The following is a 20,379-nucleotide window of genomic DNA, read 5'->3' as shown; positions in this document are numbered from 1 at the left end:
GCGGCAGCCGTGGCTACCGCGGCGGCTGCCGCGACAACAGCCGGTACAATGCCAGGTGCTGGTTGCGCGCCTGGCAGATGCGGGCGCCGACAGCAAGGAACACGGCAACGCCGATCAGGCCCAGCCCCAGCATCGGATCAGGCAGTCGCAGGAAACCGATCGCAGCGGCCATCGTCGCCAGCACCAGCAGCACAACGACCGCCACCGAAAGGCCCGCGCCGGGTGGCCCCGGGTCGCCAAACAGCATGCGCTGGGTATCCCGCCTGTCATCACTCATCGTCTTTACTCCCTGGAATCTGCCCCACTAGTTACACGGCGGACACGGCTTCCGGCAGAGTCAGAAACGTCACGACTGTGACAACGTCCACAGCACACACCGCGCTACCCTGCCCCCGTTCCCGAACTGTGGAGAAAGGCATGGCACACCAGAGCCGCCTGGCCGGTTTCATCATCGATTGCGAGGGCATTCCCGCCGACGAAGGTGCCCGCTTCTGGTCCGCCGCGCTCGGCCTGCAGGCGCAGCCCGCCTATGCCGAAGACGGCGCCGAGTACGCCGACCTGCAGGGCGCGCCCGCAGGCCTGAACGTGGAGGTGCAACGCGTCAATCACCCTTCACGGGTGCACCTGGACATCGAGAGTGACGACATCGACGCCGAGGCCGACCGCCTGGAGAAGCTCGGCGCGCGGCGGATAGGCTTCGTCAAACGCTGGTGGGTGATGGAAGCACCGACCGGCCATCGCTTCTGCATCGTGCGCATGCGCGAGCGCGAGGTACCGGCCAATCGCTGGCCCTGAAAGAAGAAAGGGACGGAAGCCACTGCTTCCGTCCCCTGCGGTTACTGCACCTGCGCCACACTCGCCGGCTGCGGTGATTGACCCCAACCACCCAGCGCCTTGTACACCCCCACCACGCTGACGTTGACCTCGGACTCGGCCGCGGCCAACGCATCATCGGCTGCCAGCTGCGTACGCTGCGCATCCAGCAGGGTCAGGAAGTCCTCCGAGCCCTCGCGATAGCGGATCTGCGCCAGCGACTCGGCACGGCGTGCCGCCTGCGCCTGCTCGACCACGATCGCCAGCCGCGCCTGCTGCTTGGAATAGCGGGTCAGCGCGTTCTCGGTGTCTTCCAGTGCCAGCAGCACCGTCTGCTCATACTGTGCAGCCACGCCTTCGGCCTCGGCCTTGCTGGCACGCAGGCGTGCACGTACGGTGCCGAAATCGAAGGCCGCCCAGCTCAGCGACGGCGTCAGCGACCAGGCCTTGTTGTTGCCATTGACCAGGCCACTGGCATCGCCACCGAGGAAGCCGACGAATCCGGACAGCGACAGCCGCGGGAACAGATCCGCCGTGGCCACGCCCACCCGCGCGGTAGCGGCGGCAAGACGACGCTCGGCCACGCGCACGTCGGCGCGTTGGCGCAGCAGCTCGCGGGTATCGCCCAGCGGCAGCGCCTTGGCGAATGCCGGCACTTCGTGCGGCGCAAGCATGGCGGTCAGCGTTTCCGGACGCTGGCCCAGCAGAACCGCCAGGCGGTTGCGCGACTGCGTTTCGGCCACTTCCAGCAGCGGAATGTCGGCCTCGATCGCCTTCAGCCGCGCACGACTGCTCTGCACGTCCAGCTCGCTGCCGGCGCCCAGCTCCCAGCGTGCCTCGGTCAGCTTCTGCGTCTCGCGCAGATTGACCAGGGTGTGCTGGGCCACAGCGATGCGCTTCTGCGTGCCGCGCAGCTCGAAGTAGTTGCGTGCCACTTCGGCGGCGATCAGTACCTGTGCGTCGGCCAGGTTGGCCTGCTCGGCGTCGAGGTCGGCGCGTGCGGCTTCTGCAGCACGGCGCTTGCGGCCGAACAGATCCAGCTCCCAGCCCGCATCGAAGCCGAGCTGGTAGCTTTCACTGAACACCCGCTGCCCACCCAGCTGCGGATCGGGTTGCTTGCGGCGATCGTAGCTGCCGCCTGCGGTGACATGCGGGGCCTGGTCGAAGCGGCTCTCGACGAACACCGCACGGGCCTGGCTGACGCGGGCCACGGCCACGCGCAGGTCCAGGTTGTCCGACAGTGCGCCGTGCACCAGCTCTTCCAGCACCGGATCATCGAACTGCGCCCACCAGCTGGCCACCGGCGAGGTGGTGCTGAACACCGGCTGCTGCGCACCCTGCAGCACCACCGGATCCTGCACCGGCGCCTTGTAGTTCGGGCCGACGCTGACACAGCCTGCCAGCACCAGGCTGGAGACGGCCATCGCCAACGTGCGGATCACCATGGCAGCACCTCGCCCAGGTAGGTGAAGCTGCCGTTCGGACCTTCATGGCCGATCAGTGCCATCTGCACGCTGGAGCGCGCGCCTTCGCTGATCTCAATCTCGCCGTGGCCGCCGTTCATATCGGTTTTCACGTAACCCGGATGCACGGTATTGACCTTGATCTGGGTGCTGCGCAGTTCATGCGCCAGCGCCAGCGTCCAGCTGTTCACCGCTGCCTTGGAGGCGTTGTACGCGGGAATCTTGAAATCGTAGATGCCCGAGGTCGGATCAGCGTGCAGGGTCTGCGAGCCGAGCATGCTCGAAACGTTGACGATGCGCCCGGACTTGGCCTGCCTGACCAGTGGCAGGAAGGCCTGGGTCACCGCAACCAGTGCGTACACGTTGGTGTCGAAAGTGCGCTTCCAGGTATCCAGCGACTGTTCGGACGGCGCTTGCGCCGGGTTCTCGATCATGATGCCGGCGTTGTTGACCAGGATGTCCAGGCGCCCATGACGCTGGCGTACCTGCTCGACCGCTTCGGCGATGCTGGCGGCATCGGTCACGTCCAGCTGGATGGCTTCCACCGGCAGGCCCTCGGCCTGCAGCTTCAGCGCCTGCTCTACGGCGGTCTCGCGCTTGCGGCCGGCCAGCAGCGTATGCACGCCGGCCTGGGCCAGCTGGCGCACGGTCTCGGCGCCGATGCCGCGGGTGGCGCCGGTGACCAGCGCGATCTTGTTCTGATGAGAGTTCATGGATTCTTGCCTCGTGAGGGGGAAGCCGCCGCCGGCCAGTGACCGGCGGCGACGGGGTTCCATGTCAGTGGTGGATGGTCGGCTCGCCGTGCTGCACCAGCTGGCCACCACCGTTGCGGGTGACGAACTTGCGCAGGGCCACGTAGAACACCGGGGTGAGGAACAGGCCGAACAGGGTCACGCCCAGCATGCCGGCGAACACGGTGATACCGGTCACCGAGCGCACCTCGGCACCTGCACCGTGCGACAGCACCAGCGGTACGGTGCCGGCGATGAACGCGATGGAGGTCATCACGATCGGGCGCAGGCGCAGGCGGCAGGCTTCCAGCGCAGCTTCAACGATGCCCTTGCCGCCCATCTCCAGCTCTCTGGCAAATTCGACGATCAGGATCGCGTTCTTGCACGCCAGGCCCATCAGCACCACCAGGCCGACCTGCACGAACACGTTGTTGTCACCACCGGTCAGCCACACGCCGAACAGCGCGGACAGCAGGGTCATCGGCACGATCAGGATCACCGCCAGCGGCAGCGACCAGCTTTCGTACAGCGCGGCCAGCACCAGGAAGGCCAGCATGATCGCCACCGGGAACACGATGAAGGCGGCCTTGCCCTGGGTTGCCTGCTGGTAGCTCAGGTCGGTCCATTCGGTGGTCATGCCCACCGGCAGCACCTTGCCGGCGATCTCGGTCAGCTTGTTCATCGCCTCGGCCGAAGACAGCAGGCGCGGGTCGGCTTCACCGGCCAGATCCGCCGCCGGATAGCCATTGAAGCGCAGCACCGGGTCCGGGCCGAAGGTCTGCTTGATGGTGACCATCGAACCGATCGGCACCATCTCGCCGCGGTCATTGCGGGTACGAAGCTTGCCGATGTCCTCGACCGTTTCGCGGTACGGACCGTCCGCCTGCGCGATGACCTGCCAGGTACGGCCGAACTGGTTGAAGTCGTTGACGTAGGCCGAGCCGAGGTAGGTCTGCAGCGTGTCGAACAGTTCGGTGAGCTGCACGCCCTGTGCCTTGGCCTTGACGCGGTCGACCTCGGCATCCAGCTGCGGCACATTGGCCTGGTAGCTGGAAATCGGGAAGGCCATGCCCGGCGTCTGCGCAACGGTGCCCTGCATTGCCTGTACAGCATTCTGCAGTGCGCCGTAACCCAGGTTGCCACGGTCCTCGATGAACATCTGGTAGCCGTTGCCGTTGCCCAGGCCGAGGATCGGCGGCGGCATCATCGAGAAGGCGAAGCCTTCCTGCAGGCCGGCGATCTTCTGGTTGATCTCGGCGTTGATCTGCGCGGCGGTACGGCCATGGCGCTCGGCGAACGGCTTGAGCGGAATGAACGCCACACCGGTGTTCGGCGTGTTGGTGAACTGCAGCGCGTTCAAACCCGGGAACGAGATGGTGTGGGCCACGCCATCGGTTTCCTGGGCGATCTTGGCGACCTTGCGCAGCATTTCATCGGTACGCGCGATCGACGAACCTTCCGGCAGCTTCACACCGGCAATCAGGTACAGCTTGTCCTGGGTCGGGATGAAGCCCGGCGGCACCAGCTTGAAGATCACACCGGTACCGACCAGCAGGATCGCGTAGACCACGAACACCGCACCACGACGGCCGAGGATGCGGGCCACGCCACGCTCGTACTTCTCCGAACTGGACTTGAAGAAGCGGTTGAACGGACGGAACACCCAGCCGAACAGGCGGTCGATCAAGCGGCTCGGGCCGTCCTTCGGCGCACCATGGGCCTTCAGCAGGCGCGCGGCCAGGGCCGGCGACAGGGTCAGCGAGTTGATCGCCGAGATCACCGTGGAGATGGCGATGGTGACCGCGAACTGCTTGTAGAACTGGCCAGTGACACCCGACAGGAAGGCCATCGGCACGAACACGGCACACAGCACCAGCGCGATCGCGATGATCGGGCCGGATACCTCACGCATGGCCTGGTGGGCCGCGGCGGTGGGCGACAGGCCTTCTTCGATGTTGCGCTCGACGTTCTCCACCACCACGATCGCGTCATCCACCACGATGCCGATCGCCAGCACCAGGCCGAACAGGCTCAGCGTGTTGATCGAGAAGCCCAGCAGGTACAGCGCGGCGAAAGTACCGACCACCGACACCGGCACCGCGATCAGCGGAATGATCGACGCACGCCAGGTCTGCAGGAACAGGATCACCACCAGCACCACCAGCGCGATCGCTTCCAGCAGCGTGGAGACCACGGCCTTGATCGAGTCGCGCACGAAGATGGTGGTGTCATACACGGCTTCGTACTTCACGTCGGCCGGCATGGTCTTCTGCATCTCGTCCATCGTCGAGATGACCTGGTCGCGGATCTCCAGTGCATTGGCACCCGGCGACTGGAAGATACCGATACCCACCGCGTTCTTGCCGTCCAGCTGCGAACGCAGGGTGTAGTCACCGGCACCCAGTTCCAGGCGGGCCACATCGGCCAGGCGCACGATCTCGCCATCAACACCGCTCTTGAGCACGATGTCGCCGAATTCCTTTTCAGTCTTCAAGCGGCCCTGGGCATTGATCAGGGTCAGGAACTGGCTGTTCGGCAGTGGTTCGGCACCGAGCTGGCCGGCCGAGACCTGCACGTTCTGCTCACGCATGGCGCGCACTACGTCACTGGCGGTCAGGCCGCGCGAGGCGACCTTGTCCGGGTCCAGCCAGGCGCGCATGGCGTAGTCACCACCACCGAAGATCTGCGCGTCACCCACGCCCGGAATACGCGCCAGCGCATCCTTGACGTGCAGACGGGCGTAGTTGCGCAGGTACAGGGTGTCGTACTTGCCGTTCGGCGAGGTCAGGTGCACCACCATCAGGAAGGTCGGTGACTGCTTCTGCGTGGTCACGCCCTGCCGGCGCACGTCCTCGGGCAGGCGCGCCTGCGCCTGCGCCACGCGGTTCTGCACCTTCACCGCCGCCGCATCCGGGTCGGTGCCCGGGCGGAAGGTGACGGTCATCTGCAGCACACCGTCCGAGCCGGCGACCGACTTCAGGTACATCATGCCTTCGACGCCGTTGATCGCCTCTTCAAGCGGCGTGGCGACGGTCTCGGCAATGACCTTGGGGTTGGCGCCCGGATACACCGTGCGCACGACCACCGACGGCGGCACCACTTCCGGGTACTCGCTGATCGGCAGGATTGGAATCGTGATCAGGCCTGCGGCGAAGATCACGATCGACAGCACCGCCGCGAAGATCGGCCTGTCGATGAAGAAACGGGAAAAGTCCATGGAGGAATTCCTGGGAAAGGCGTTCGGCGGGCAACAGCCTCCCCGCCCCTCGCCGAGATGACGAAGGCAGGGAAGGCTGCTGCTGGCGCCGGCAGCTAAGCGGGGACGCGGATCAGGAGACGGCGGATCAGTGGTTCAGCGCGGCGGTGGCATCGCGGCCCGGTGCCGGCGGCGCAGCCTGCGGCTGCATCGCCACGGCCTTGGCCTGCACCGGCATGCCCGGCATGAAGACCTTCTGCACGCCGTCGATGATCACCTTGTCGCCGGCCGCCAGGCCATGCTCGACAATACGCAGGCCGTCGGCGGTGCGGCCGAGCTGGATGTCACGGCGCTGGGCCTTGCCATCCTTGTCGACCACGTACACGTACTTGCGATCCTGGTCGGTCAGAACAGCCTTCTCGTCGATCAGCAGGGCCTGGAACTGGCCGCTGCCGAGCAGCTGCACGCGGGCGAACAGGCCCGGCGTGAACTGGCGGTCGGCGTTGTCCAGCAGCGCGCGGACACGGATGGTGCCGGTGCTGCGCGCCACCTGGTTGTCGAGGAAGTCGACCTTGCCGGAGTGCGGGTAGCCCTCTTCACCGGACAGGCCAACCTTCACCGGCAGGTCGCTGTCACGCTCGCTCGGCCGCTCGCCCTTGCGCGCCATCTGTGCATAGCGCAGGAAGGTGCTTTCATCGGCATCGAAGTAGACGAACACGGTATCCAGCGAGACCAGCGTGGTCAGCACGCTGGCGCTGTCGCCGGCGGTGACCAGGTTGCCGGCGGTGACCATCGCGCGGCCGGCGCGGCCGTCGATCGGCGCACGCACCTTGGTGAACTCCAGGTTGAGGCGGGCCGCATCCAGCGCAGCCTGGGCCGCCTGTACGGCGGCACCGGACTGGTCAGCCGCAGCGCGACGCTGCTCGGCCGTCTCGGTGGAAATGGCCTGCTGCTCGGACAAGCGCTTGGCACGCTCGGATTCACTGCGGGCCAGCGTGGCCTGGGTGCGGGCGCGGGCCAGTTCGGCAGCGGCGCGATCGTACTCGGCCTGGTAGCTGCGCGCGTCGATGGTGAAGAGCACTTCGCCCTTCTTCACTTCCTGGCCTTCGACGTAGTTGACCTTGTCGATGTAGCCGGACACGCGCGGGCGCAGTTCAACGCTCTGTACCGCTTCGACGCGGCCGCTGAACTCGTCCCACTGGCTGACCTGCTTGACCAGCACCGGTGCAGCACTGACCTGCGGCGGCGGCGGTGCACCGGCTTCTTCGGCGTGGCCGCCGCTGCAGGCCGCCAGCACGGCTGCGGCGAGGATCGACACGCCGACCATCGCGATGCGATGGCCGAAACGATGTGGGGTGGAATTGGGGGAAGTCATGGCATGCATCCGTACGGAGGGGTGGTACAGCTAGATGAGAACGTGTTGCAAAAACAGGCGGCGTATCCTGCGACCTCAACCATGGTCGAGGTCAAGCGACGCCTGCGGTATCGCGCCACAGGGGAGGAACGTCCAGGTGCAGCAGGCCGCGCGGCAGTTCGGCATCACTGCTGTCGCAGCGGACGATGGCGCGGTTGTCGCGGCAGCCATCAAGCAGGGAGACCACGCGACGGCCGACCAGCAGTGAGCTGGGCCACTCGATGCAGGCATTGGCCGCGTTGGCCGGCGTACACACCGGGCTGCAGACTTCCAGCATCTGCGCGCGCACGCCCAATGCCTGGGCTTCCTGGTGCACCACCTGCGCGTACATGCGCAGCGCCGCAGTGGTGATCGAGGTTTCGCCGTAGCCCGCCCATGGCTTGGCATTGGCCGGGCTGCCGATCATCACGTAGCGGCGCGCATGCACGTTGTCCTGCAGCAGCGGCAGCAGATGACGCACTGCGTGCACGTGCGGCATCAGATCGGCCTGCATCGCGCCCAGCAGTTCATCGCCGTTGCGGTCAGTCACCCGGCCGCGACGGTAAGGGCCGCCCATTGCGGCGATCACTGCCGCCAGCGGACGCGGGCGATGCGCGATGCGTTCGGCCAGTGCGCGCGCCGAGCCGTCATCGCTGAGCGAACCCAGCAGCGTCTCCAGGCCCGGCTCATCGGCGAACTGCTCATGCAGCGCCGCCAGCCGGCCCGGGTCGCGACCGACTACCAGCACCGGGCTGCCGGCTTCCAGCAGTGCGCCAACCACGCCCTGGCCGACGGCACCGGTGCCGCCGAGGACCAGGACTTCGGGCGTCAGCATCCCATTCACGGGACATTTCCTCCCAAATCCGGGATAGTCCCGATTCGACGCAGCCGGTCGCCCTTGTGCGGGGCCAGGCGGATGGCACCGCCACGCTGCTGACGCATCGGCGCGGTAAACTCACGGAAGTCCTTGTGTACCAAGGAACTCGGGCGGACTTCAACGGTCATTGCCAGGTCCAGGGTGCTCTGGCCGGCGTTCCGGAGACGGGCAAGAATGTTGCGCAGGCTCATGGCGGACGGGCTCCAAATAACGAATGGCGCCACGATAGACCTCAAACCTTTACTTGATTAGTCCTGATTAAGGGGAATAATCATCCCGCTCCCGGTCCAATCGTTCTGTCACGATTGTCCCATCCCCGACGTCCAGGATCCCAGACCATGTCCCACGATCTCAACGAGACGCTGATCTTCGTCAAAGTGGTCGAGCAAGGCAGTTTCATTGCCGCTGCGAAATCGCTCGGCCTGCCCAAGACCACGGTCAGCCGCAAAGTGCAGGAGCTGGAAACGCGCCTCGGTGCGCGCCTGCTGCACCGGACCACCCGCCGCCTCGGCCTGACCGAAGCGGGTTCGATCTACCACGAACATTGCCAGCGCATCGCGCGCGAGCTGGAAGAAGCCGAGAGCGCGGTGAGCCAGCTGCAGTCCGGTCCGCGCGGCTGGCTGCGCTTCACCGTGCCCTACTCGATCGGCATCACCTGGATTGCACCGCTGCTGGGCCAGTTCCATGCGCAGTACCCGGAGATCCGGCTGGACATGCACATGGGCAACGAGAAGCTGGACCTGATTGCAGGTGAGGCGGACCTGGCCCTGCGCGTGGGTGCCCTGCCCGATTCCAACCTGGTGGCACGCAAGCTGGGCAGCCTGCGCACGCAGGTGTTCGCCAGCCCGGCCTACATCGAACGCTATGGTGAGCCGCTGCACCCGGAAGAGCTGCAGTTCCATCGCATCCTGGCGATGCGCAAGCCGTACCACACCGGCAACTCGCCGCGCTTCACCTGGCAGCTGGGCGAGAACGGCGGCGAGCTGCGTGACTTCCCGGTCACCCCGCTGATGACCGCCAACGACATGTCTGCGTTGAATGGTGCATTGGTGTGCGGCGAAGGCCTGCTGCTGACCGGCGATGTGATGGCCAAGCCGTTCGTCGAGTCGGGCATGGTGCGCCGCGTGCTGGCTGGCTGGACCGGGCCGGAAGTGGACTTCAACGCCGTGTTCGCCGGTGGCCGCCTGGTCTCGCCGAAGGTGCGTGCATTCGTCGACTTCCTGGTCGAGAAGCTCAACTTCGACGCCAATTACATGCTGGCGCAGTGCCCGGGCGCGAAGCTGGCGCAGCAGCAGAAGGAAAAGGAAGACGCGGCGCTGGAAAGCAGCGGCAAGCGGATCCTGGAGAAGGTGGCCGCTTCGGCCGCATGACCGGAAGCATCCACGCATGGCGTGGATCTACCGGCATTCCGTAGAGTCGAGCTTGCTCGACTGCTCTTGCGCTTCAGTCGAGCAAGCTCGACTCTACGGGCGCTATCGGTGTGCCGAGCAAGCTCGGCACCTACAGAAAATGCCGCCTGCAAGGGCGGCATTCTCGTTCCGGCAGCGTAGCTTTCGGTAGATGCCGACCTTGGTCGGCGTCGTTCGGAGAAACCGCGACCGGGAGCGCTATCGGTGTGCCGAGCAAGCTCGGCACCTACAGAAAATGCCGCCTGCAAGGGCGGCATTTTCGTTCCGGCTGCCTGGCTTTCGGTAGATGCCGACCTTGGTCGGCGCCGTTCGGAGAAGCCGCGACCGGAAGCGCTATCGGTGTGCCGAGCAAGCTCGGCACCTACAGAAAATGCCGCCTGCAAGGGCGGCATTTTCGTTCCGGCTACGCCGGAACCGTAACGCTACGCGTTACTGCTTCAGGGGAATCACGCGGATTTCGACGCGGCGGTTCTTGGCGCGGCCGGCATCGGTGCTGTTGTCGGCAATCGGGTACGACTTGCCGGCGCCCAGGGTTTCGATGCGCACGCTCTGCACGCCCTGGCCGATCAGGTACTGCGCGACCGAGTCGGCACGTTCCTTCGAAAGGCGGTTGTTGACCGCGTCACTGCCGATGCTGTCGGTATGGCCGACCACTTCGATCATGGTCTGGTTGTAGTCGCGCAGGGTGCCTGCCACGCCATTGAGCGAGCCGTAGAACTGCGGCTTCAGGGTCGCCTTGCCGAAGTCGAAGGTGATGCCGTCCGGCAGGTTCAGCATGATGTTGTCGCCCTGCCGCTGCACATCAATGCCGGTGTTGGCAGTGCGCTCGCGCAGTGCGCGTTCCTGGCGATCCTGGTACTGGCCGACCGCGGCGCCGCTGAGCGCGCCGATACCGGCGCCGATCAGCGCATGCTGACGACGCTCCGTGGCGCTGTCACCGGTCAGCAGGCCGGCGGCTACGCCGATGGCGGTGCCGATCAGCGCGTTGCGGCCGGTGCGGTTCTGCTGCTCGGTCGGGTTTCCGTACTGGTCACTCTGTACGTAGGAGCCGCCGGTGGCGCAGGCCGACAGGACGGCCGCACTCATCAGGGCCAGTGCGACGTTGCGGGTGGTGTTGCGGATCATGAGGTTCTCCTTGGTTTCCGGTCGGCCGGCGGCCTGCGGGCGCAAAGAGAATAAACAGCCCGATGCGATGCCGGAATGATGATCGGGCACACCGACAGGGCCGCGTTCAGCTAACTGACCGGATCGCTCAGCCCGCACTTTACCCCGCCCCCGACTGGCGGTAAGCCGCCAATGCGGCGTCGCGGCCCGCGGCCAGGTCCACCAGCGGCGTACGCGGATAGCCCGGGGCATGCGCGGCCAGCAGCAGCGGATGCTGCCAAGGCGCGAAGCGCGCCTTCACCGGCAGCGCGGCCAGTTCGGGCAACCAGCGGCTGATGTAGCGGGCCTGGGGGTCGAACTTCTCGGCCTGGGTGACCGGGTTGAACACACGGAAGTAGGGCGCGGCATCGGCACCGGTCCCGGCCACCCACTGCCAGCCCATCGTGTTGTTGGCCAGGTCGGCATCGACCAGGGTGTCCCAGAACCAGCGCGCGCCATGCAGCCAGTGCGCGCGCAGGTGCTTGCACAGGTAACTGGCCACGATCATCCGCACCCGGTTGTGCATGTAGCCGGTGTGCCACAGCTCGCGCAGGCCTGCATCGACGATCGGCACGCCGGTGTTGCCGCGCTGCCAGTCGTGCAGCTGCGCGGCACTCGGTGTGGCCCACGGGAAGCGATTGAAACGCGGGTTGAGGTTGTCGGTCGGCGTCTTCGGGAAGTGATGCAGCAGGTGGTAGGCGAAGTCACGCCAGCCCAGCTGGCGCAGATAGCTGTCGATGTCGGCGTCGGTACCGGCACTGCGCAGGCCTTCCAGCACATGGGCAATGCGCCACGGTGCGATCTCGCCGAAATGCAGGTGCGGCGACATCCGCGAGGTGCCCACGCGATCTGGCAGGTCACGCTGCTCGCGGTAGCCGCGCAGCGCACCGTCCTCGAACACGGACAGCGCTTCCAGCGCACCGGCTTCACCCGGCTGCCAGTGCTCCCAGAAGCCGGTATCCCAGTCCAGCGTCGGTGCCAACTGGAGATCATCCAATGCCAGGCTGTCGACCGCGTGCGTCGCCAATGCTTCCGGTGCGGCCTGCAGCGCGGGCAGGCGCCAATGACTGAGTACATTGCGCCAGTACGGCGTGAATACCTTGTACGGCTGACCCTGCTGGGTGGCGATATCCCACGGCTCGAACAGCAGGCTGCCATTGCAACTCTGTGCGTCGATGCCCTGCTCGCGCAACGTGCGCTTGATGGTGGCGTCGCGTGGCTGGGTGGCCGGTTCGTACTTGCGGTTCCAGTACACCGCCCCGGCGCCGGTCTGCTCGATCAGCAACTGCAGGGCCGGCAGGCTGTCACCACTGCGCAGCACCAGCGACGAACCGCGCACGCGCAGGTCGGCGTCCAACGCGGCCAGTGAACGGTGGCGCCACGCATCGGAGGCGGCACCCGGCACCCACTCACCCTCTTCGTGGGGCGCATGGATGTAGATCGGCACCACGTCGTGACCGGCATCCAGCGCGGCCTGCAGGGCCGGATTGTCCTGCAGCCGCAGATCACGGCGGAACCATACCAACGCTACCGACACAGACACCGCCTTCGTTGTTGAAGGCGGACATGATAGCCAGCGGCGGTGAAGGCGCTGCACGCAGACGCCGTCTGCTAGGCTGCTGGGCCGCTCCTCGTTGGACCCCGCCATGGATGATCTGTACGCCTCATTCGCCCGCTTCGGGCTGCTGCGGGCCCAGTACGAAGGTGACTGGCAGGGACCGTTCCCGTTACCTCCGGTGCTGGCGCGCTTCTACGCGCAGGTGGGACCGCTGGGTCATGAGATCAATGCGAAGGTGGGCAACTCCGGAATCACCATTCCGGGCCTCGATGTCTGGATACCGCCGCTGCGACGCGTGTGGAGTCACCAGGCCGGCTATCGCTGGCATGGCATCAGCGGCGATCCGATCGACAACTGGCCATCGAACTGGCTGGTGATTACCGATCGCGGCGCCGATCCGTTCATCCTCGACCTGGATGACGGCCGTGTGCTGTTCAGTCACCACGGTGCGGGCCTGCTGGATGCCGGCGAGGTCACTACCGATGTGCCGACCTTGATGGCGGCTCTGGCTGCTGCAGGCACGGTGTACCTCGATGCAGGCGACGACCTCTACAACGACGATGACGATGGCGGTATCCGTCCTGAACACCAGGAGGCAGCCGTACAGGCGGTGGCCCGGGTACTGGGCGACCGCCTGCAGGCCGAGTCGTTCATCGAGACGTTGCTGGACTGAATCCACGCATGGCGTGGATCTACTTTTCGAAGCGCTTCATCGCTTCGCTGATCAGTACCCGCGCCTCGGCGGCGTTGCCCCAGCCATTGAGCTGCACCGGGTTGCGTCCCGCCGGCAGGTCCTTGTAGACCCGGAAGAACGCCTCGATGCGCTGACGCTCGACCTCCGGCAGATCCTTCAGGTCGCGGATGCTGGCGTAGGTCGGGTCGACCTTGTCGGTGGGCACGCCGATGATCTTCTCGTCGTGCTCGCCGCCATCGATCATCTTCAGGTAACCGATCGGCCGGAAGCGCACGATCACGCCCGGATGCAGCGGTTCACGGGTCAGCACCAGCGCGTCCAGCGGATCGTTGTCGCCGGCCAGAGTGCGCGGCATCGAGCCGTAGTTGGCCGGATAGGCGACCGGCATCGACTGGAAGCGGTCCACATGGACCAGGCCGTCTTCCTTGATCTCGTACTTGGTGAAGCTGCCGGCCGGAATCTCCACCGCCAGATTCACCTCCTGTGGGGCCTGCTTCGGCTGGGCCACCAGGAACGGATGCAGTACGGTATCGGCAGCGGTCACCGCACTGGCCAGCAACAGCAGGGCGGCACCGATGGCGGCGAGCGGAAGGATGCGCCGGGGCGTGATCATATGCGTCTTCTCACTCCCAGCAGCGGTCGGCACGACCCTTGGCGGTCTGTGCACGCGGGCAGTCGCGTGGCCTGATGCGACCTTCGGTCAGCTCCGTGCGCTGCTTGCCACCCTTGGCATCACGGCGCAGTTCGAAGGCATCGTAGAGACGGCCGGTCACCGTGCGTGCTTCATAGCGCAGGTGCTGCGGGTCGATGTTCAACACCTGGAACAACTGGGTGTCCTCGGCCACCGGATCCATCGTCCTGCGGGCTTCGTCGGAAAGGCGGTACTGCTTCGGCCCGGCCACGGTCACCACGTACTGCGGCGTGGCGGCCTGCCCTTCACCGCGACGGCCATAGGTGTGATCGTGGCCCTGCAGCACCAGGTCGACGTTGTGGCGGCGTACCACCGGCAGCAGCACGTCACGCAGCGCAGCGTTCTCGCGGCCTTCGCGGGGTGAGTAGAACGGCTGGTGCAGCAGCACGATGGTCCACGGCTGCGGGTTGCCGGTCAGAACCTTGTCCAGCCACTGTGCCTGCGCCTTGGCGGTACCCAGGTCGAGTGCCGAGGTGCCATCGACCACCGCCACGCGTACACCCTGCGCATCGAACCAGTAGCTGGTCTGCTGCGCGGCGGTGGCGCCGTTGCCCGGCAGCGCGAAGGTGACCGGCCAATGCTTGCCCAGCACGCGCCGCTCCTGCGGGGTATCCTCGAATTCCTCGAAGTACTCGTGGTTGCCGATCGCCGGGGCCAACAGCGTTTCCTGCGCCAGCCAGCCGGTGGCAGCAAACCACTCGCCCCATTCGCTGTCATCCATGTTGTCGCCGCCGCTGACCAGGTCACCGGCGAACAGGCTCATGCGTGCCTGCGGTGCGGCCTTCTGCGCGGCGCGCACTACACGGCTGACATGGCTGACGTTCTTGTTCTGGGTATCACCGAAGTACAGCAGGGTCAGCGGCTGATCGGCCGCGGCCAGCGTGCGCAACTGGTTCCAGGCGCTCCAACTGCCGTTGCCCTGCACGCGGTAGACGTACTGGGTATCCGGCTGCAGGCCGCTGATGTCCGCGCGATGATGATGCGACAGCCCGTTCTCGGTCTGCAGCGCGCGGGTCGTTGCGCGCACCTGGCGGATGCCCTCGATCGCCGGCGAATCCCCGGCGAGGGCAATCTCGAGCAGCGGTGCCTGCACGCTGCCGTCAGTACGCCAGGCCACGGCGAAACCGTGGCTGGGATCCACCGCCGGCGAGGCGACGATGCGATCCGGCACCGGCGTCGCTGCGTAGTGGCGGCTGCCCGCTGGCACCTGGGTGTTGGGTTCGGCCGCTGCGAACGACAGCGACGGCAGTGCCAGCAGCAGGCCCAACGCCAGCGTGCGCATCACGCACTGCCGGCTCATGCGCCACACTCCAGCGGCAATGCCAACTGCTTGGCGATGCTCTCCCAGTCGAACGCCACCACGCCCCGGTCGTCATGCACTGCATACAGTGCGCCGTGCGGGAAGCGCGCACTGGGTTGCTGCATCATCCAGATGCCGTCGGTGTTGGCCACGGTATTCCCCTGGAACGCGCCCACCGGCTTCAGCGTGTGCCGGTCGAACAGATGGAACACGCTGCGCTGCTTGCCCTGTTCGGTGGTGATCCACCAGCCGTCCTTGCCGCAGGTACGCAGGGTCACACCTTCGGCCTGCGCCTTGAACACGTCGCGACCGAATGTGGTGCCGGTGAAGCGTCCAGCAAGGGTGTAGACCTTGAACTCGCTGGCGTAGCTTTCATCCTCTTCGGCGATCAGCAGGCGATCATTCTCCGGGTCGCCCCAGATCGACTCGACCACGCGCAGCGCACCGGCTTCGCTGGTGTCACCGATGCTGGCCACCAGCTTCGCCTCGACCTTCGCACCGTCGCGGGTCACGTGGTACTGGCGCACGCGCTTGTCCAGCTCGGCCAGCGGCGGCAGGATGTCACGCCCCTGCGCATCCTCGCCGTTGTCCCAGGAGTCGGTGACGTAGACGCTGTAGCCATCGGCACGGCGGTCGACCCACAGCCCATACGGCTTGCGCAGGTCGTCCGCAGCGAACGTCGCCAGCGGCGCGAAGTCCGGCAGGCTCAGCACCTGCACGCGGTGATTGTCGCGCTCCACGATCCACAGCAGGTCGTCGATTACCGCGATGCCGTTTGGGCGGTCGAACTGCCCCGGTGCGGAGCCGCTGCTGCCGACGTCACGCAGGTGCTGGCCGGTGCTGCCGTCGTAGACCACCAGCTTGTCGGTGGCCTTGGCGGTGGCGATCAGCCACAGCGCGCCGTCCGGCGCGCGCCAGGCCGCCGGCGAGTCGATGTTGTCGGCCGGGGTCATCGGTGACAGGAAGGCTTCGGCGATGGTGGTCACCGTGCGCGCGCCCCCGGCTTTCGCTGCCGTAGGGGCCGCGGCCGGATCGTTGCCGGTCGCCGGCGTGCAGCCGGCGGCCAGGGTCGCCGCGAGCGCGACCGCCAGGACGTTGATGCCACGCCCCATCACAGTGCCACCTTCAGGCCGAGCGCGTAGGTACGACCGTATTCTTCCATCTGCAGGGTGCGCGAGCGCGTGCCCTGGTACAGCTCAAGCGGCTTGTCCAGCAGGTTCTGTGCTTCGAAATACATGCTCACCCGCGGGGTGAACTTGTAGTCCAGCGAGAAATCGAGCTGGGTGTTCGGTGCAACGTAGATGTCGAACGCCCGGCCCTTGCCGATGCTGTCCAGGTACTCGCTGCGGTATACCGCCGCCAGGCGTGTACTCACACCGTACTTTTCATAGCCGATGTGTGCGCTGTAGACATGCTTGGAGGCGCGCGGCAGTGTGAAGTCCTCGCCTGCACGGTCCTTGATGCCGGCATCGAACTTGGTATCCAGCCAGGTGCCACTGGCACCGACCAGCAGGCCATCCAGGCCGTCCGGCAGGAAGGCCAGCTGCTGCTGCCAGTTGAATTCCGCACCGCGCACGGTGGCCTTGCGGCCATTGATCGGCTGGGTCACGTCAAAGCCGCCATAAGCGGGATCATTGGTCCGCACCGTTTGCACGATGTAGCCATCGATCGACTTGTGGAACAGGCCAAGTGAAACGATACCGGTGCTGCCGATGTACTTCTCCACCGACAGGTCGATGTTCTTCGACTCGTACGGATCCAGTTCCGGATTACCCAGGCGCACTTCCTCGTCGCCGCGGCTGTAGCCCACGCGCGGCGAGATGTCACCGAAGGACGGGCGCGATACGGTCTTGTTGGCCGAGGCGCGCAGCACCCAGTCATCGGCCGCGTCGTAGCGCAGGTGCAGGCCCGGCAGCACGTTCGTGTAGCTGCTGTTGGCCACCCTCGGGGTGACGGTGAAGCTGCGGCCGTTGGAGGCCACGTCCACCTGATTGCCGACCGCCTTGAACTGGGTGTTTTCCACGCGCACACCGCCGATGATGCGCAGCGCGCCCACGTCCCAGGTGCCCATCGCATAGCTGGCGAAGATGTCTTCGCTGGCCACGTAGTCCTCTTCCAGCGATGTCATCGCGTTGCCACCGGCATCCTGGGGACGGGCGCTGTACTGGCCGCCATTGGCCGCCCAGAAGGCACGCATCGCGGCCGAATCCATGCCGTCACCGAGGTTGCCGTGGCGGTGCTCCGGCGAGGAGGTGCTCCAGCTCGACAGCGCCACCTTCGGGCCGACACGCAGTTCGCGCTCGTCCACATTCACGTCACGGTCGCGCCAGCGACCCAGCAGGCCGAACTTGATGCTGCTGCTGTCGCCGTCGAAGCGCACGTTGACCTGCGCGCTGTGCTCCTTGTCGTTGACCTGCTTGGGTGAGAGCACGAAGCGGTCGAACGCGTAGTTGCTGTTGTCCAGCCACTGCGGGTTGTCGAAACTGTAGCTGGGCAGGCGGCTGCTTTGGTCCAGGGTGCCGTTGAAGGCCTTGCCGTTGAGCTTGAAGCGCGCCTCCATCTCGTCGTTCACGCGCTCTTCGGTACGGCTGTAGCCGATCCGGTAATCGACCACGGCGTTGGTCAGCTTGTTCTCGCCACCGAGACTGGCCGCGAAGGTGTTCTCCTTCTTGGTGCGGTAGCGCATGCGCTTGTCGATGGAATCTTTCGGCATTCCATCCAGGCGGTACTGGTCGGTGCCGGTCTTGACCATCTTCGCGTCGTCGAAGTTGAAGATCACGCGCTGGCGGGTCTCCGCATCGTCGAACTGGCTGTACAGCGTGCGCAGGTAGTACTTGCTGTCTTCATTCGGGCGCCAGTCGAGGTTGAGGTTGGCACCGATGCGCTTGCGCTCGATCTCGTACTTGCGGTGCTGCAGGTTGATCGCGGTGACATCGCCGGGGACGGCATCGTCCTTGCCGTCATACTCCACTTCGGTGTTGTCCGACTCGAACCTGCGCTTCTGGTAGTTCACGCCCAGCGCCACACCGAAGGTGTCGTTGAACACCTCGCTGTAGTTGAAGGCGGCCTTGGGGCTGGTCTCGCCGGACAACTGCTGGTGGCTGCCTTCGATCTTGCCACGCAGGCTGCGACCGTCACGGTCGAAGGCCGAGGCCGATTCCACCAGCACGGCGCCGCCGATGGCATCACCGGGCATGTCCGGGGTCGGCGACTTGACCACGCGCAGGCGCTCGGTGGAGTCGGACGGGATCACGTCCAGCGGTGCGGCGCGGCTGGAATCCTCCGGCGTACCGATGGCGATGCCATCCACGCTGACGCTGTTGAGGTTGGCGTCCAGACCGCGGATGACCACGAAGCGCCCCTCGCCCTGGTCGCGGGTCACGCTGATGCCCGGCAGGCGCTGCAGCGACTCGGCCACGTTCTTGTCCGGGTACTGACCCAGGGCATCGGAGGACACCGCATCCTCGATGGCGTCGCTGCTGCGCTTGAGGTCGACCGCGCGGATCTGCGATTCGAGCTGGGCGCGCACTTCGATGCGGTCCAGGTCGACCGCATCAGCGGCCACGGCGCCGGTGGCGGCTACCGCCTGCTGCCCGGCCGCCTGCAGCGGGGCTGCGGCCCCCATCGCCAGGGTCAGGGTGATGGCAACGGCCAACGGAGTCTTGATATGCACTGGGAATCCCCATTCCTGTTAAGAATGGGTCTGCACGGTATGTCCGCAAGGTTGCATGGCCGTGACATGCGCCTGCACATTTCATGTAAGGACGCTCCAGGCCAGGTTTGGGTTCGGCCCGCCAATCCGGCAAAATGGCGCCCTCTCTCCTTCTCCCCCCTTCCGACCATGAAGATCGTCGAAGTGCGCCACCCGCTGGTGCAGCACAAGATCGGCCTGATGCGCAACGCTGCGCTCAGCACCAAGGATTTCCGCGAACTGGCCAACGAGCTGGGTACGCTGCTGGCCTACGAGGCCACCGCCGACCTGGACACCGAGCCGCACACCCTGCCCGGCTGGGCCGGCCCGGTCACCGTGCAGCGCATTGCGGGCGCCAAGATCACCGTGGTGCCGATCCTGCGCGCCGGCCTGGGCATGCTCAGCGGCGTGCTGTCGCTGATCCCGGCGGCCCGTGTCAGCGTGGTCGGCCTGCAGCGCGATGAGGAAACCCTGCAGCCGGTGCCCTACTTCGAGCGTCTCACCGGCCGCCTGGAAGAGCGCGACGCGCTGATCCTGGACCCGATGCTGGCCACCGGCGGCACCCTGATCGCCACCATCGACATGCTCAAGCGGGCCGGTGCCCGCCGCATCAAGGGCATCTTCCTGGTGGCCGCGCCGGAAGGCATCGAGGCGGTCAAGGCCGTGCACCCGGACGTGGAGATCTACACCGCGGCCATCGATGCCCAGCTCAACGACAAGGGCTACATCCTGCCGGGCCTGGGCGATGCCGGTGACCGCATCTTCGGTACCCGCGTCGGCTGATCCGAAGAACCGGGGTCAGAGCCCTTTCGCCGCGAAAGGGGTCTGACCCCAACAGCGCAGGCCATCGCGGCCGCGTTGCGATTCTTCACGTGCTCTTGGCGCCGGGAAGCGAATGCTCCGCGCACCCGCCACCCTTGGAGCTCCCGATGAAAGCCTCTTTCCTGCTGGCCGCCGTCCTGCTGGTCGGCCTGCCCCTGGCTGCCAATGCCACCACTCCGCAGCAGCAGCGCATGGCCGACTGCTCGGCCAAGAACAAGGGGCTCAAGGGCGACGCCTACAAGACCGCGCAGAGCTCCTGCCTCAGCGGCCACGCCGCCGACGCCAAGCCGGTCAATACGCAGCAGGAACGCATGCGCAAGTGCAACGCTGACGCGGGCGCCAAAAAGCTGGCCGGTGATGCGCGCAAGACCTTCATGAGCAGCTGCCTGAAGGCCTCGTAGCAATCACGTCCGGGTAGAACGCCATCCACGCATGGCGTGGATCTACCCGCACACGAAGGCCGGGCATTGCCCGTAATGCTGTTCACTTAAGCGGTGCAGCCTTGCGATCGACGGGATAACGGGTTTTGGAGATCTTCACCGTCCTCGGAGTTGTTGGCCGGGGACGGTGCTCCAGGAAGAGGCTGGCGACGCCGGAT

General features: G+C 66.1%; 18 protein-coding genes. 5 read left to right on the top strand and 13 right to left on the bottom strand.

Annotation, left to right across the window (positions count from 1 at the left end):
* Positions 1–13: 13 nt before the first annotated feature.
* The gene (locus tag AC5O77_RS11435) at positions 14–277 is read right to left on the bottom strand and encodes a hypothetical protein (protein WP_049423576.1); all 264 of its coding nucleotides are present in this window, start codon (positions 275–277) and stop codon (positions 14–16) included.
* Positions 278–417: 140 nt separating this feature from the next.
* Between AC5O77_RS11435 and AC5O77_RS11430 the strand changes: the two genes are divergently transcribed.
* A complete protein-coding gene (locus AC5O77_RS11430; protein ID WP_154263208.1) occupies positions 418–795 on the top strand; it encodes a VOC family protein in 378 nt (125 codons plus the stop codon).
* A gap of 41 nt (positions 796–836) precedes the next feature.
* On the opposite strand, the gene AC5O77_RS11425 is transcribed toward AC5O77_RS11430, so the two are convergent.
* The 6 genes from AC5O77_RS11425 to AC5O77_RS11400 all read right to left on the bottom strand — a co-directional run bounded on the left by AC5O77_RS11425 (position 837) and on the right by AC5O77_RS11400 (position 8,664).
* Positions 837–2,258 carry an efflux transporter outer membrane subunit gene (locus AC5O77_RS11425; protein ID WP_121503706.1) on the bottom strand — a complete coding sequence of 474 codons (1,422 nt, stop codon included), beginning with the start codon at positions 2,256–2,258 and terminating at the stop codon, positions 837–839.
* Positions 2,252–2,989, bottom strand: a complete 738-nt coding sequence (locus AC5O77_RS11420; protein ID WP_012510730.1) for an SDR family oxidoreductase — start codon at positions 2,987–2,989, stop codon at positions 2,252–2,254. Before AC5O77_RS11420 ends, AC5O77_RS11425 begins: the two co-directional genes overlap by 7 nt.
* 64 nt (positions 2,990–3,053) lie before the next feature.
* On the bottom strand, positions 3,054–6,224 hold the full coding sequence (locus AC5O77_RS11415) for an efflux RND transporter permease subunit (RefSeq protein ID WP_032128264.1): 3,171 nt from the start codon (positions 6,222–6,224) through the stop codon (positions 3,054–3,056).
* A gap of 127 nt (positions 6,225–6,351) precedes the next feature.
* Positions 6,352–7,578 (bottom strand): efflux RND transporter periplasmic adaptor subunit, encoded by a 1,227-nt coding sequence (locus AC5O77_RS11410; RefSeq protein WP_032128263.1) that lies wholly within the window; start codon positions 7,576–7,578, stop codon positions 6,352–6,354.
* Positions 7,579–7,669: 91 nt separating this feature from the next.
* Positions 7,670–8,440, bottom strand: a complete 771-nt coding sequence (locus AC5O77_RS11405) for an SDR family NAD(P)-dependent oxidoreductase (protein WP_049400332.1) — start codon at positions 8,438–8,440, stop codon at positions 7,670–7,672.
* A complete protein-coding gene (locus AC5O77_RS11400) occupies positions 8,437–8,664 on the bottom strand; it encodes a hypothetical protein (protein WP_032128321.1) in 228 nt (75 codons plus the stop codon). Before AC5O77_RS11400 ends, AC5O77_RS11405 begins: the two co-directional genes overlap by 4 nt.
* Positions 8,665–8,811: 147 nt before the next feature.
* Here AC5O77_RS11400 and AC5O77_RS11395 point away from each other — a divergent pair, with 147 nt between their 5' ends.
* A complete protein-coding gene (locus AC5O77_RS11395) occupies positions 8,812–9,843 on the top strand; it encodes a LysR family transcriptional regulator (protein ID WP_005409107.1) in 1,032 nt (343 codons plus the stop codon).
* 468 nt (positions 9,844–10,311) lie between these two features.
* On the opposite strand, the gene AC5O77_RS11390 is transcribed toward AC5O77_RS11395, so the two are convergent.
* Together AC5O77_RS11390 and AC5O77_RS11385 are read right to left on the bottom strand one after the other, a co-directional pair.
* Positions 10,312–11,007, bottom strand: coding sequence for a YiaD family glycine zipper/OmpA-like lipoprotein (locus AC5O77_RS11390; protein WP_008267948.1), 696 nt, complete (start codon positions 11,005–11,007; stop codon positions 10,312–10,314).
* A gap of 139 nt (positions 11,008–11,146) precedes the next feature.
* Positions 11,147–12,562: a cryptochrome/photolyase family protein gene (locus AC5O77_RS11385; RefSeq protein ID WP_478057034.1), complete on the bottom strand. Its 1,416-nt coding sequence runs from the start codon at positions 12,560–12,562 to the stop codon at positions 11,147–11,149.
* 109 nt (positions 12,563–12,671) lie between these two features.
* On the opposite strand from AC5O77_RS11385, the gene AC5O77_RS11380 reads away from it, so the two are divergent.
* The gene (locus AC5O77_RS11380; RefSeq protein ID WP_494506821.1) at positions 12,672–13,256 is read left to right on the top strand and encodes a hypothetical protein; all 585 of its coding nucleotides are present in this window, start codon (positions 12,672–12,674) and stop codon (positions 13,254–13,256) included.
* 19 nt (positions 13,257–13,275) lie between these two features.
* Here the strand turns inward: AC5O77_RS11380 and AC5O77_RS11375 are convergent, their stop codons facing one another.
* From AC5O77_RS11375 to AC5O77_RS11360, 4 genes are read right to left on the bottom strand one after another with little or no spacing between them, the layout of a single operon-like run.
* On the bottom strand, positions 13,276–13,890 hold the full coding sequence (locus AC5O77_RS11375) for an inorganic diphosphatase (RefSeq protein WP_478057036.1): 615 nt from the start codon (positions 13,888–13,890) through the stop codon (positions 13,276–13,278).
* Between the two features lie 10 nt (positions 13,891–13,900).
* Complete coding sequence (locus tag AC5O77_RS11370; RefSeq protein ID WP_478057122.1) at positions 13,901–15,250, bottom strand: purple acid phosphatase family protein; 1,350 nt, start codon at positions 15,248–15,250, stop codon at positions 13,901–13,903.
* Between the two features lie 14 nt (positions 15,251–15,264).
* Positions 15,265–16,380: a phytase gene (locus AC5O77_RS11365; RefSeq protein WP_494506820.1), complete on the bottom strand. Its 1,116-nt coding sequence runs from the start codon at positions 16,378–16,380 to the stop codon at positions 15,265–15,267.
* Positions 16,380–18,893: a TonB-dependent receptor gene (locus AC5O77_RS11360; protein WP_494506874.1), complete on the bottom strand. Its 2,514-nt coding sequence runs from the start codon at positions 18,891–18,893 to the stop codon at positions 16,380–16,382. Before AC5O77_RS11360 ends, AC5O77_RS11365 begins: the two co-directional genes overlap by 1 nt.
* Before the next feature lie 216 nt (positions 18,894–19,109).
* On the opposite strand from AC5O77_RS11360, the gene upp reads away from it, so the two are divergent.
* Together upp and AC5O77_RS11350 are read left to right on the top strand one after the other, a co-directional pair.
* Positions 19,110–19,742: a uracil phosphoribosyltransferase gene (gene upp / locus AC5O77_RS11355; RefSeq protein WP_005409099.1), complete on the top strand. Its 633-nt coding sequence runs from the start codon at positions 19,110–19,112 to the stop codon at positions 19,740–19,742.
* A gap of 146 nt (positions 19,743–19,888) precedes the next feature.
* On the top strand, positions 19,889–20,182 hold the full coding sequence (locus tag AC5O77_RS11350; protein WP_107432886.1) for a PsiF family protein: 294 nt from the start codon (positions 19,889–19,891) through the stop codon (positions 20,180–20,182).
* Positions 20,183–20,379 lie beyond the last annotated feature (197 nt).

Source organism: Stenotrophomonas sp. INTA L402-1 (assembly GCF_059295135.1).
Note: the sequence above shows the minus strand (reverse complement) of the source record. Positions and strands in the feature narration are given on the sequence as shown.